Below are 11769 nucleotides of genomic sequence, written 5' to 3' on the forward strand. Positions count from 1 at the left end.
TGCAGGGCAATGGGGTGTTGTTGGAGCGGATCGCGTTGAATCTGGTGCAGAACGCGGTGCGGTACAACGTGCCGGAGGGGGGTTGGGTGGAGGTGGCTACGGAGCCGCAGTCGGGGTGTGCGGTGTTGGTGGTGTCCAATACGGGGCCGGTGGTGCCGGCGTATGAGGTGGAGAATCTCTTCGAGCCGTTCCGGCGGTTGCGGACCGAGCGGACCGGTAGTGACAAGGGTGTGGGGTTGGGGTTGTCCATCGTCCGCTCGGTGGTGCGGGCCCATGACGGGACCATCACCGCCGTACCCCGTGAGGGCGGCGGCTTGGACATGCGCGTCGTCCTCCCCCTCTGACCTGCCGCTCCGGGCCGGCCGCACGGGGGCTGTACGCCCGCAGGAGCGGCCGGCCACCCCGGTGCGAGGTCGCAGGACATCTGTGCGTACGATCGCCCGTCTCGCGGGCGTACGCCGCTCTGCCTCCCGGTTTGACGAAACGGGGGGTGGGCGGGGATCCTTCGCCACGTTCGCTTTGCGCGGAATTGCACCGGTCCTCGTGCCGGGCTGTGCGTGTGTGATCTCTCACAGGCGCGAATTTCCGGCCATCTACGTTCTGTGATCAAAATGCCTGGTGGAATGCCGGGGACGTCCGGGTTTCCCGGGGGTGGGATCACGGGAAGTACAGGTGATGGGCTGCGCGAGGTGCGACATTCGGACCGTGTACGGTCCTGATCGCCATCCAAACCGATCACCTCTTCAGGGGTGCGGTTGGGTGTCGATTGAGTAACAGACCTTGATGTGAGGCAAAATCTCCGCCTCAGGTCGGGCACAAAGTCCGGCCTCTCACGCGTTACGAGCGCTGAGACACCGCAGACACCCAGAGGGGGAGAGCGAAAATGGCTACGGATTACGACACCCCACGCAAGACCGACGACGACCTCAACGAGGACAGCATTGAAGAGCTGAAGTCGCGGCGGAACGACAAGTCCGCCTCGGCCGTCGACGTCGACGAGTTCGAGCAGGCCGAGGGCCTTGAGCTGCCCGGTGCGGACCTTTCCAACGAAGAGCTCGCGGTGCGCGTGCTGCCCAAGCAGCAGGATGAGTTCACCTGCATGAGCTGCTTCCTGGTCCACCACCGCAGCCAGCTGGCGGAGGAGAAGAACGGTCAGCCGATCTGCCGCGACTGCGCGGCCTGAGACCGGCCTACGCCGTGACAGGCGTGAACCCGTTCCGTAAGGGCGCCAAGGGCGTCCGCGGCTCGGCGGCCGGCGCACGATCACGCGACGAAACCGCGCCCGTGCCCGCCGACCCGACCGCCCTTCCCGCGGAGCGGACGGCCGGTGTGCCGCTGGAGGGGCGAGGCCGTACGGCCTCGCTCGAAGCCATGGGCGACACCGGCGCGGCCGGAGCGGGCGACGCCCGGCAGCGGAGCCGGGTGCGGGCGTGGCTAGCCGTGATCGCCGACCGGATCATCGCCACCGCCCCGCGGATCCCGGTCCGCGACCTCGGCACCCTCCGCGCACAGTTCCCCGGCCTGACCCCCGAGGAGCTGGCGGACAAGCTGGTCGCGGGCGCCTGTGCGGGCACCGCCACCGTCGGCGCGGGCGTCGGTGCGGCAGCGATGCTGCCCGTACCGCCCGCCATGCCGGCCGAGCTGGCCGCCGAGGTCACCGGTGTGGCCTCGGTCGAGATCAAACTCATCGCCGAACTGCACGAGGTCTACGGACTCCGGCCGCCGGGCACCTTCCGGCAGCGTGCGATGGCCTATCTGACCTCCTGGACCGAGGAGCGGGGCATCGACCTCGCCGCACCGGCCTCGCTGAACATCGCCCTCGGCGGGCAGATGAAGCGCGAACTGCGCCAGCAGATCATGAAGCGCACCCTGCGCAACCTCCCCAACCTCACGCCGTTCCTGGTCGGCGCCGCCGTCGGTGCCTTCATGAACCGCCGCGACACCAGGAGGCTGGCGCAGAAGATCCGCAAGGACCTGCGCAGGCGGCAGATCCCCTGGGACGCCCCTCCCGCCCTCGACGGCTGACGCCGGCCCCGGGAGCCCAGGTCAGTCGCGTACCGCCGTCAGCGCCGCCACCAGGCGCTCCGGCTGCCGCGTCGAGAGGTAGGCGTAGGGCGTGGGGTCGTCGGGATCCGCGATCTCCACCCGCACCGCGGTACGGATGTAGCTGCGCAGCAGCATGAACGCCCGGGCGTCGGCCTTGTGCGTCCGCCATGCCAGCGCCGCGTCGGCATCCAGCACCTCGGCCCGGCCCAGGGCCGATACCGGGATCTTCGCCTCGCCGGCGATCAGCGCACCGCCCACCACCCGGATCCGCGCCGAGCCGTACGAGCTCACCGCCACCGCCGAGAGCGCCGCGCCGCCGATCAGCCCGCCGAGCATCGGCAGCGTCCCCACCGGGAGCAGCATCAGGGCGCAGGCGACGCCGATCAGTGCGGCGATCACCCACCAGGACCGGGGTGCGGTGAGGCGTTCCTCGTACGACTGCATGGCTCCAGCTTGGCACGGCGGCACGGGCCCCTTACGCGCGCGGGTAGGGTCTGCACTCGTGAGTGGAACTGACGAACCCAGGGCGCGGCTCGTGCCTCCGAAGGACGCCGTGGCCCCGGCCCGGCACGCCGACGCGCCGGCGCCCGGCGAACTCCTCGGCGCGCACTACGACCGCTGCTTCGGCTGTGGCACCGGACAGCCGCACGGGCTGCACCTGGAGGCGCGGGCCGGCGAGGGGGTGAGCGTACGGGCCGAGTTCACCGTCAAGGAGGCCCACCAGGGCGCTCCCGGCCTGGCGCACGGCGGGGTGCTGGCCACCGCGCTGGACGAGACGCTCGGCTCGCTGAACTGGCTGCTGCGGGTGATCGCGGTGACCGGCCGGCTGGAGACCGACTTCGTACGGCCGGTGCCGCTGGGCACCGTGCTCCATCTGGATGCGCGGGTCACCGCGGTGCACGGGCGGAAGATCTACTCGACGGCAGTGGGGCGGATAGGCGCGCCGGACGGCCCGGTGGCGGTGCGTGCCGAGGCCGTCTTCATCGAGGTGAAGGTTGACCACTTCATCGAGAACGGAAGGGCCGAGGAGATCCAGGCGGCGATGTCCGACCCGGACCAGGCCAAGCGAGCGCGTGCCTTCGAGGTGAACCCGTGAGTCAGGTGCGGAATCCCGTGGATGTGCTGCTGCGGCGGCTGGACCCGGACGTGCCCGTCCCGTCGTACGGGCATCCGGGCGACGCGGGGGTGGATCTGGTGACCACCGAGGCGGCCGAGCTGGCGCCGGGGGAGCGCGCCGTGCTGCCGACCGGGGTGTCCATCGCCCTGCCCGATGGGTATGCGGCTTTTGTCCACCCGCGGTCCGGGCTGGCAGCGCGCTGCGGACTGGCGCTGGTGAATGCCCCCGGGACGGTGGATGCCGGGTACCGTGGAGAGATCAAGGTGATCGTGGTCAATCTGGACCCGCGCGAGAGTGTGCGGTTCGAACGATTGGACCGGATCGCCCAACTGGTCGTCCAGCAGGTCGAGAAGGTGCGCTTCCACGAGGTGGCGGAACTTCCCGGCTCGGCGCGGGCCGAGGGGGGATTCGGTTCCACCGGCGGTCATGCGGCGGTGGACGGCTCCACGGGCGGGAATGAATACGCATCGGTCGGTGCCGACCGGGAAGGACAGTGACGTGTTCGGACGTCGCAAGAAGAACGAGGCTCCTGAAGAGCTGGCCGAGGACACCACGCTCGACGAGCGAGCGGTGAGCGACGCCGACGAGGACGAGGCGGAGCAGGAGCGGCTCAGCCTGCCGCCCGCCCCGCGCCCCGACGGCCCGTGGGACGTGTCGGAGGTCCATGATCCCGGCGAGGGCCGGGTGGACCTCGGTGGGCTCTTCGTGCCCGGTGTCGAGGGCATGGAGCTGCGGGTGGAGGTCGCCGGTGACGCGATCGTCGCCGCGACGGTGGTGCTGCAGGACAGCGCCGTACAGCTGCAGGCGTTCGCCGCCCCCCGGAACGAGGGGATCTGGGCGGAGGTCCGCGAGGAGATCGCGACCGGCATCACCCAGCAGGGCGGTGTCGTGGACGTGGTCGAGGGGCCGCTGGGCTGGGAGCTGCGCGCCCAGGTGCCGGTCCAGCTGCCGGACGGTACGAACGGCGTGCAGGTCGTGCGGTTCGTCGGCGTCGACGGCCCCCGGTGGTTCCTGCGCGGAGTGATCTCCGGCCAGGGCGCGGTGCAGCCGCAGGCCGCCGGTGTGCTGGAGCACATCTTCCGGGACACCGTCATCGTCCGGGGCGAAGGCCCGATGGCGCCGAGGGACCCGATCGTCCTGAAGCTGCCGGACGACGCCCAGATGGTCCCGGACGGCGTCCAGCAGGACTCGGCCGAGCAGTCCCGCTTCGGCGGTGGCGTGGACCGGCTGGAGCGCGGACCGGAGATCACCGAGATCCGCTGACACCTCCGAGGTCGGGGCGCCGCGGCGCCCCGACGACGGCTGGAACGTGACGCTCGCAAGGGCCCGTACCCCCTTCTGAGGGGTGCGGGCCCTTGTCGTTTGCGCAGGTCAGATCGGGACGCGTATGGGTTCCGTCAACGGGGCGCTAATGGCCGTAAGGGAGGCGTCAACGCCGTTCCGGCGGCATCGGATGGGCGCTTTGCTGTGGGAGTCCTGATCCGCCTCCCCTCTAGGAGCACACGATGGCCGACGTGGCCTTCGTCGTCGTCACGATCGCGGTGTTCGCGCTGGTGGCCCTCGTCGCCAAGGGGGTGACGAAGCTATGACCATCGAGAACGTCGTCGGCCTGATCGTCGCCGTCGCCCTGCTGGGCTACCTGGTCCTCGCCCTCGTCTTCCCGGAGAGGTTCTGAGCACCGTATGAGCCCCGTCCTCGCAGGCGTGCTCCAGCTGATAGCGCTCGTCGCGGCGCTGGCCCTGGCGTACCGCCCCCTCGGCGACTACATGGCCGCCGTCTACCGCTCTCCCAAGCACCTCCGCATCGAGAAGGTCATCTACCGCTGCATCGGCGCCCACGCGGACACGGAGATGCGCTGGCCCGCGTACCTGCGCGGGGTCCTGGCGTTCTCCGCGGCGGGTGTGCTCTTCCTCTACCTGCTCCAGCGGGTCCAGGGCAGCATGCCGCTCTCCCTCGGCTTCGCCTCGATCAGCCCGGACCAGGCGTTCAATACCGCGGCGTCGTTCGTCGCCAACACCAACTGGCAGTCCTACAGCGGCGAGCAGGCCATGGGCCACGTCGTGCAGACCGCCGGCCTGGCCGTGCAGAACTTCGTCTCCGCCGCCACCGGTATGGCCGTCGCCATCGCCCTGGTCCGCGGCTTCGCCCGGTCCCGCACCGGCGAACTGGGGAACTTCTGGGCCGACCTGGTCCGCGGCACCGTACGGGTGCTGGTCCCGATCGCGGTCGTCGGTGCGCTCGTCCTGGTCGCCTGCGGTGCCGTCCAGAACTTCTCCGGCATCCACGAGGTCGGCCAGTTCATGGGCGGCTCCCAGCAGACCAACGGCGGCGCGGTGGCCTCCCAGGAGGTCATCAAGGAGCTGGGCACCAACGGAGGCGGCTACTTCAACGCCAACTCCGCCCATCCCTTCGAGAACCCCAACGCCTTCACCAACCTCTTCGAGATCTTCCTGATCCTGGTCATCCCGTTCGCGATGACCCGCACGTTCGGCAGGCTCGTCGGCAATGTGAAGCAGGGCTACGCCGTGCTGGCCACCATGGGCATCATCTGGCTCGGCTTCACCGCGCTGATGATGTGGACCGAGTTCGCGCACGGCGGGCCGGCCCTGCAGGCCGCGGGTGCCGCCATGGAGGGCAAGGAGACCCGCTTCGGCGTCGGCTCCTCCGCGATCTTCTCGGTGGCCACCACCCTCACCTCCACCGGGGCGGTGGACTCCTTCCACTCCTCCTTCACCGCCTTCGGCGGCGGCATCCAGCTGCTCGGCATGATGCTCGGTGAGATCGCGCCCGGCGGTGTGGGCTCCGGCCTCTACGGCATGCTGGTCATGGCGATCATCGCGGTGTTCATCGCTGGCCTGATGGTGGGCCGTACGCCCGAGTACCTGGGCAAGAAGATCGGCACCCGCGAGATCAAGCTGGCCGCCTGCTACATCCTCATCACCCCGACGCTGGTGCTCGGCTTCACCGCGGTGTCGATGGTGCTGCCGGACGCGCTGGGCTCGATGCTCAACACCAAGGCGCTGGGTGCGGGCTCGCACGGTTTCTCCGAGGTGCTCTACGCGTTCACCTCCGGCGCCAACAACAACGGCTCCGCCTTCGCGGGCCTGAACGCCAACACGCCCTGGTATAACACCGCGATCGGTCTGGCGATGCTGCTCGGCCGCTTCCTGCCGATGGTGTTCGTGCTCGCCCTGGCCGGCTCGCTCGCCGAGCAGAAGCCGATCCCGGAGACCGCGGGCACCCTGCGTACCGAAAAGCCGCTCTTCGCCGGGCTGCTGGTCGGCACGATCCTGATCATCACCGGTCTGACCTACTTCCCGGCGCTGGCCCTCGGGCCGCTGGCGGAGGGCCTGTCATGACCACCCCTGTGAAACCAGAGGAGCCGGGCTCCATGGCCTCCAGCTCGACAGCTACTCCGACCCGCGCCCCGCACCAGGACGTCCCCAGCGGGCACAAGCCCGGCGACGGACGGGTGGGCGGCGGTCTCTTCGACCCCAAGCAGCTGATCACGTCCTTCCCGGACGCGATACGCAAGCTCGACCCACGGGTGATGGTCAAGTCCCCCGTGATGTTCGTGGTCGAGGTCGGCTCCGTGCTGACCACGATCTTCGCCGTGATGTCCCCCTCGGACTGGTTCGGCTGGGCGATCGCCGTCTGGCTGTGGCTGACCGTCCTCTTCGCCAACCTGGCTGAGGCGGTCGCCGAGGGCCGCGGCAAGGCGCAGGCCGACACCCTGCGCAAGGCCAAGACCGACACCGTGGCGCGCCGGCTCGACGGTGCGACGGAGCAGCAGATCCCCGGCACCGAGCTGCGCATCGGTGACCTGGTCGTCTGCGAGGCCGGCGACATCATCCCCGGTGACGGCGATGTCGTCGAAGGCGTCGCGTCGGTCGACGAGTCGGCGATCACCGGTGAATCGGCGCCGGTCATCCGGGAGTCGGGCGGAGACCGCTCCGCGGTGACCGGCGGTACGAAGGTGCTGTCCGACCGCATCGTCATCAAGATCACGACGAAGCCCGGCGAGACCTTCATCGACCGGATGATCAACCTCGTCGAGGGCGCCGCGCGGCAGAAGACCCCCAACGAGATCGCGCTGAACATCCTGCTGGCCTCGCTCACCATCGTCTTCCTGCTGGCGGTGGTCACCCTCCAGCCGTTCGCGATCTACGCGGGCGCCGAGCAGCCCATGATCGTGCTGCTCGCGCTGCTGGTCTGCCTGATCCCGACGACCATCGGCGCCCTGCTCTCGGCCATCGGCATCGCCGGCATGGACCGGCTGGTCCAGCGCAATGTCCTGGCGATGTCCGGCCGAGCCGTCGAGGCCGCCGGCGACGTCTCGACGCTGTTGCTGGACAAGACCGGCACCATCACCCTCGGCAACCGCCAGGCGGCCGAGTTCGTCCCGGTCCGCGGCACCACCGAGGCCGAGGTCGCGGATGCCGCCCAGCTCTCCTCGCTCGCCGACGAGACCCCCGAGGGACGTTCCATCGTCGTCCTCGCCAAGGAGAAGTACGGCCTGCGCGAACGGCACCAGGGTGAGCTGGTGGACGCGGAGTGGATCCCGTTCACCGCACAGACCCGGATGTCGGGCGTGGACGTCGACGGCCGCAAGATCCGTAAGGGCGCCTCCGGTTCGGTCATGGCGTGGGTCAAGGAGCGCGGTGGCGAGGTCGCCGACGACGCCCAGCAGCTGACCGACGCCATCTCCCAGGCCGGCGGCACCCCGCTGCTGGTGGCGCTGGAGGACGAGCACGGCCCGCGGGTCCTGGGGGTCATCCACCTCAAGGACGTCGTCAAGGACGGCATGCGCGAGCGGTTCGTCGAACTGCGCAAGATGGGCATCAAGACCGTGATGATCACGGGCGACAACCCGCTGACGGCCAAGGCCATCGCCGATGAGGCGGGGGTGGACGACTTCCTCGCCGAGGCCACGCCCGAGGACAAGATGGCGCTCATCAAGCGCGAACAGGCCGGCGGCAAGCTGGTCGCGATGACCGGCGACGGCACCAACGACGCGCCGGCGCTGGCCCAGGCGGACGTCGGCGTGGCGATGAACACCGGCACCTCGGCCGCCAAGGAGGCCGGGAACATGGTGGACCTGGACTCCAACCCGACCAAGCTCATCGAGATCGTCGAGATCGGCAAGCAACTGCTCATCACCCGGGGCGCGCTGACGACCTTCTCGATCGCCAACGACGTCGCGAAGTACTTCGCGATCATCCCGGCGATGTTCGCGGTGGCCTATCCGGGCCTGGACACCCTCAACATCATGCGGCTGTCCAGCCCCAACTCCGCGATCCTCTCGGCGATCATCTTCAATGCGCTGATCATCGTCGCGCTGGTCCCGCTCGCCCTCAAGGGCGTGCAGTACCGCCCGGTCAGCGCGGACCGGATGCTGCGCCGCAACCTCGCCGTCTATGGGCTCGGCGGCCTGATCGCCCCGTTCATCGGCATCAAGCTGATCGATCTGCTCATCTCCCTCATCCCCGGGCTGCACTGATTCAGGATTTGGTGACCGACATGAACAACTCGGTACGCAACACCGCCCGGTTGCTCGGGGCCGGGCTGCGCGCCCTCCTCGTCCTGACCGTGGTCTGCGGGGTCCTCTACCCGCTGGTGGTCACCGGAGTGGCGCAGGCGGCCTTCTCCGGCAAGGCCAATGGGTCGGAGGTGACGTCCCACGGCCGGACCGTCGGTTCGGCGCTGCTCGGGCAGCGTTACGACAAGGGGATGGACAAGGCCGGCAACCCGGTCCCGGACCTGCGGTTCTTCCAGCCCCGCCCGTCGGCTGGGCTGGGCAGCAACAAGACCAACGGCGTCAACACCCAGTACGACCTCCAGGTCTCCGGTGCCTCCAACCTGGGCGCCACCAACACCGACCTCACCAAGGCGGTGAAGGAGCGCAAGAAGTGGGTCTCGGAGACGTACGGCGTGCCGGAGTCCAAGGTCCCGGCGGACGCGGTGACGTCCTCTGGCTCCGGCCTGGACCCGGACATCTCTCCGGAGTTCGCCCGGCTGCAGGCCGACCGGGTCGCCGGGGAGAACCAGCTGCCCGCCGGCGCGGTGCGGAAGCTGGTCGAGGACCACACCGACGGCCGGCAGCTCGGCTTCATGGGGGAACCGCGGGTGAACGTCCTGCAGTTGAACATCGCGCTGAAGGACCTGGTGCGCAGCCACGGCAAGGGCTGATCGCGCGGCGGAGCAGGTGGGCGGCGGCCTCCGGGGAGTTCCTCGGGGGCCGCCGCCGCATGCCGTGTCCTTGCCGGTCCTGCCGTGCGGAGCGCGGGGCGGGAACGGGCCGAGGGCGAGGCTGGGGCCGGAGCCAGGGGCAGAGCGGGGCAGGGCGGGACTGGGGCGGGCTGGGGGGCGGAGCGGGGCTGGGCCGGAGCCGACCGGGGCGATCCGGAAACGGTCCGGGAGTTTTCCACAGGCGTTGTCTGCCGAACCGCGCGGTACGCATACTGGCGCAACCGGCAGGCGGCGCGGGTCCGGAGAGGCCGGGGTCGATTCGCCGAATGGAACAAGGGGCCGCCTTCCAGCGGGAGTTGACCAGGAAGGCGGGGGCGTTGGTGTGGAAGACAGGGGGGCTTGATTCGGAACGAGGGGGAGGCCGGCGCGTAGGGGACGCCGAGCGAAATGCAGGAGAAGCCGGTGCCGTACGCGGGGAGGGCGACGCGGAATGCGGGAGACGAGGACGCGGACCCAGGCGCCTACGCACCTAGCGGCGGACGCGCACAGACGCAGGAACGGACACGGGGGAGTGGGCACACCATGAACGACAGGGGCACAGCGAGGAAGACCACCGGCAGCGGCGCGGAGCCGACGGCGGCCGGGGCGGCGACGATCGATGCCATGGTCGTGGTCGAGGACCTGCAGCGCGGCTATGGCGAGGGCGCCCGCGCCGTGGCCGCCCTACGCGGGGTGAACTGCCGCGTCCCGCGCGGCGAACTGGTCGCGCTGCGCGGCCGTTCCGGATCCGGCAAGACCACGCTGCTCAACCTCATCGGCGGCCTGGACACCCCCGACTCCGGGCGGGTCACCGTCGACGGCACCCCGCTCGGCGGCCTCGGGGAGAGCGAGCTGCTGGAGATGCGGCGCGACCAGATCGGCTTTGTGTTCCAGTCCTTCGGGCTGATCCCGATACTCAGCGCCGCCGAGAACGTCGGGGTGCCGCTGCGGCTGCGCAAGGTCCCTCCGCGGGAGCGCGAGGAGCGCGTCGCCCTGCTGCTGTCGCTGGTGGGCCTCGCCGACCACGCCGAGCAGCGGCCCGGTGAACTCTCCGGCGGCCAGCAGCAGCGCGTCGCCATCGCCCGCGCCCTGGCCAACCGCCCCGCCCTGCTGCTCGCCGATGAACCGACCGGCCAACTGGACGCGGACACCGGTATGGAGGTGATGGAGCTGTTGCGCGCGGTGGTCCGCAGCGAGGGCGTCACGGCGCTGGTCGCCACCCACGACACAAACCTCCTCGGTCTCGCCGACCGGGTCCTGGAGCTGAACGACGGGCTGATAACGGAGCAGCCGCGGAGCTGACCGGGTGCACCGGCGTACGGTGCCGCAGGGGCGGGGCGTGCGGCCGGGGCGCGGCCTGCGGCCGGCGTGCGGCCGGGGCGCGGCGTGCTGCCCGTCACCCGGCAGCGGTCACCAGACGTCGCCGTCGCGCCAGTCGCAGGTGAGGTCAGCGTCGAGGGTGAGCGGGACCGCCGGGGTGGGCAGCACATAGATGCATCCGTCCTCGTCGGCGGTACGCCGGAGGCCGTCTGGTGTGAGCGCCCATGAGGCGCCGCGCCAGAGCTCCCAGCCGCGGGCCGCGTAGAAGGCGGCGGCCTCGTCGGAGGCGCCGAGGCCGCCGAGGTCGTAACCGTCGTGGATCACCCGTTCCAGAGCGTCCATCAGGGCCGCGCCATGGCCGCGTCCGCGCCGGTCCGCGCGGACGCCCACCCCCTCGACATAGCCGCAGCGCAGCGCCCGGCCGCCGTGCAGCAGCCGCCGTTGGACGACGGACGCATGGCCGATCAGCTCGCCGTCTTCGTGGATCAGGGCGTGCAGTCCGCCGAGGGCGTGTTCCCAGTCCTCGGTGGTCATGTCGTCGAAGACGTCATAGAGGAGGGCACGGGCCGCCCGGCGGGTGGCGGGGTCCAGATCCGCGGTGTGGGCGATGCGGAGGGTCGCGGTGCGGGGCGACGCGGGCAGGGGCGCCGCCGTCGGATGAGCGTCGGTCATACGGGCATGGTCGCAGCCGGGACGGTGTAACAGCCGCAGAAGCAGAAGCAGAAGCAGGAGCAGCGGTAGCCGTAGGCCGTCAGTGATGCGTCAGGGAAGGAGGGTTGGAGTGGTACTGGGGGAGTGGGTCCGTTGTCATGGGACAGGACCGGGTCCGCCGTGCCGCCGGATCGCCCGCCCCACCGCGGTGCCGGAGCGGGTGCGGTGCCCGGACCGGGCGGCCGGCCGGCCGCCACGGCGGGCGTCGCGTACCTCTTCGCGCGGCGCCCGCCGGAAGGGCTGGTCAGCGAAGGGCCGGTGCGGCTTGGACCGGTCCGCGAAGGCCGGTGCGGCTTGGACCGGTCCGCGAAGGGGCGTGCGGGAAGGGCCGGTCCGCGAAGCCGGTT

At 70.5% G+C, this 11769-nt stretch carries 13 protein-coding genes; 11 read left to right on the forward strand and 2 right to left on the reverse strand.

The window, feature by feature from the left end:
- From AB0G84_RS31050 to AB0G84_RS31060, 3 genes are all read left to right on the forward strand, one after another.
- Positions 1-344, forward strand: a 344-nt coding sequence (locus AB0G84_RS31050; protein WP_361328144.1) for an ATP-binding protein, incomplete at its 5' end; no start/stop codon positions are given.
- A 539-nt stretch (positions 345-883) separates the two neighbouring features.
- Positions 884-1183 (forward strand): DUF4193 domain-containing protein, encoded by a 300-nt coding sequence (locus AB0G84_RS31055; protein WP_033267328.1) that lies wholly within the window; start codon positions 884-886, stop codon positions 1181-1183.
- Between the two features lie 101 nt (positions 1184-1284).
- Positions 1285-2025, forward strand: coding sequence for a hypothetical protein (locus AB0G84_RS31060; RefSeq protein ID WP_361328342.1), 741 nt, complete (start codon positions 1285-1287; stop codon positions 2023-2025).
- A 21-nt stretch (positions 2026-2046) separates the two neighbouring features.
- Here the strand turns inward: AB0G84_RS31060 and AB0G84_RS31065 are convergent, their stop codons facing one another.
- Positions 2047-2490 carry a DUF3093 domain-containing protein gene (locus AB0G84_RS31065; RefSeq protein ID WP_361328147.1) on the reverse strand — a complete coding sequence of 148 codons (444 nt, stop codon included), beginning with the start codon at positions 2488-2490 and terminating at the stop codon, positions 2047-2049.
- Positions 2491-2548: 58 nt separating this feature from the next.
- Here AB0G84_RS31065 and AB0G84_RS31070 point away from each other — a divergent pair, with 58 nt between their 5' ends.
- The 8 genes from AB0G84_RS31070 (at position 2549) to AB0G84_RS31105 (ending at position 10693) form a co-directional block, all read left to right on the forward strand.
- Positions 2549-3142 carry a PaaI family thioesterase gene (locus AB0G84_RS31070; protein WP_361328150.1) on the forward strand — a complete coding sequence of 198 codons (594 nt, stop codon included), beginning with the start codon at positions 2549-2551 and terminating at the stop codon, positions 3140-3142.
- A gap of 5 nt (positions 3143-3147) precedes the next feature.
- Positions 3148-3660, forward strand: coding sequence for a dUTP diphosphatase (gene dut / locus AB0G84_RS31075; RefSeq protein ID WP_361328345.1), 513 nt, complete (start codon positions 3148-3150; stop codon positions 3658-3660).
- A gap of 1 nt (position 3661) precedes the next feature.
- The gene (locus AB0G84_RS31080) at positions 3662-4426 is read left to right on the forward strand and encodes a DUF3710 domain-containing protein (protein ID WP_361328153.1); all 765 of its coding nucleotides are present in this window, start codon (positions 3662-3664) and stop codon (positions 4424-4426) included.
- A 322-nt stretch (positions 4427-4748) separates the two neighbouring features.
- On the forward strand, positions 4749-4838 hold the full coding sequence (kdpF, locus tag AB0G84_RS31085) for a K(+)-transporting ATPase subunit F (protein ID WP_003982525.1): 90 nt from the start codon (positions 4749-4751) through the stop codon (positions 4836-4838).
- Positions 4839-4845: 7 nt separating this feature from the next.
- Positions 4846-6522, forward strand: coding sequence for a potassium-transporting ATPase subunit KdpA (gene kdpA / locus AB0G84_RS31090; protein ID WP_361328156.1), 1677 nt, complete (start codon positions 4846-4848; stop codon positions 6520-6522).
- On the forward strand, positions 6519-8663 hold the full coding sequence (kdpB, locus tag AB0G84_RS31095; RefSeq protein WP_361328159.1) for a potassium-transporting ATPase subunit KdpB: 2145 nt from the start codon (positions 6519-6521) through the stop codon (positions 8661-8663). The genes kdpA and kdpB overlap by 4 nt, the downstream gene beginning before the upstream one ends.
- 20 nt (positions 8664-8683) lie before the next feature.
- Positions 8684-9352 carry a potassium-transporting ATPase subunit KdpC gene (gene kdpC, locus AB0G84_RS31100; RefSeq protein WP_361328162.1) on the forward strand — a complete coding sequence of 223 codons (669 nt, stop codon included), beginning with the start codon at positions 8684-8686 and terminating at the stop codon, positions 9350-9352.
- A 663-nt stretch (positions 9353-10015) separates the two neighbouring features.
- Complete coding sequence (locus AB0G84_RS31105; RefSeq protein WP_361328348.1) at positions 10016-10693, forward strand: ABC transporter ATP-binding protein; 678 nt, start codon at positions 10016-10018, stop codon at positions 10691-10693.
- 108 nt (positions 10694-10801) lie between these two features.
- On the opposite strand, the gene AB0G84_RS31110 is transcribed toward AB0G84_RS31105, so the two are convergent.
- A complete protein-coding gene (locus tag AB0G84_RS31110; RefSeq protein WP_361328165.1) occupies positions 10802-11383 on the reverse strand; it encodes a GNAT family N-acetyltransferase in 582 nt (193 codons plus the stop codon).
- Positions 11384-11769 lie beyond the last annotated feature (386 nt).

This window comes from Streptomyces sp. NPDC020742 (genome assembly GCF_040641675.1).
Lineage (GTDB): Bacteria > Actinomycetota > Actinomycetes > Streptomycetales > Streptomycetaceae > Streptomyces.

Coding starts and splice junctions, on each gene's coding strand:
- AB0G84_RS31055 (WP_033267328.1), top strand. CDS start 884: ATGGCTACGGATTACGACACCCCACGCAAGACCGACGACGACCTCAAC.
- AB0G84_RS31065 (WP_361328147.1), bottom strand. CDS start 2,490: ATGCAGTCGTACGAGGAACGCCTCACCGCACCCCGGTCCTGGTGGGTG.
- kdpF (WP_003982525.1), top strand. CDS start 4,749: ATGACCATCGAGAACGTCGTCGGCCTGATCGTCGCCGTCGCCCTGCTG.
- kdpA (WP_361328156.1), top strand. CDS start 4,846: ATGAGCCCCGTCCTCGCAGGCGTGCTCCAGCTGATAGCGCTCGTCGCG.
- kdpB (WP_361328159.1), top strand. CDS start 6,519: ATGACCACCCCTGTGAAACCAGAGGAGCCGGGCTCCATGGCCTCCAGC.
- kdpC (WP_361328162.1), top strand. CDS start 8,684: ATGAACAACTCGGTACGCAACACCGCCCGGTTGCTCGGGGCCGGGCTG.
- AB0G84_RS31105 (WP_361328348.1), top strand. CDS start 10,016: ATGGTCGTGGTCGAGGACCTGCAGCGCGGCTATGGCGAGGGCGCCCGC.
- AB0G84_RS31110 (WP_361328165.1), bottom strand. CDS start 11,383: ATGACCGACGCTCATCCGACGGCGGCGCCCCTGCCCGCGTCGCCCCGC.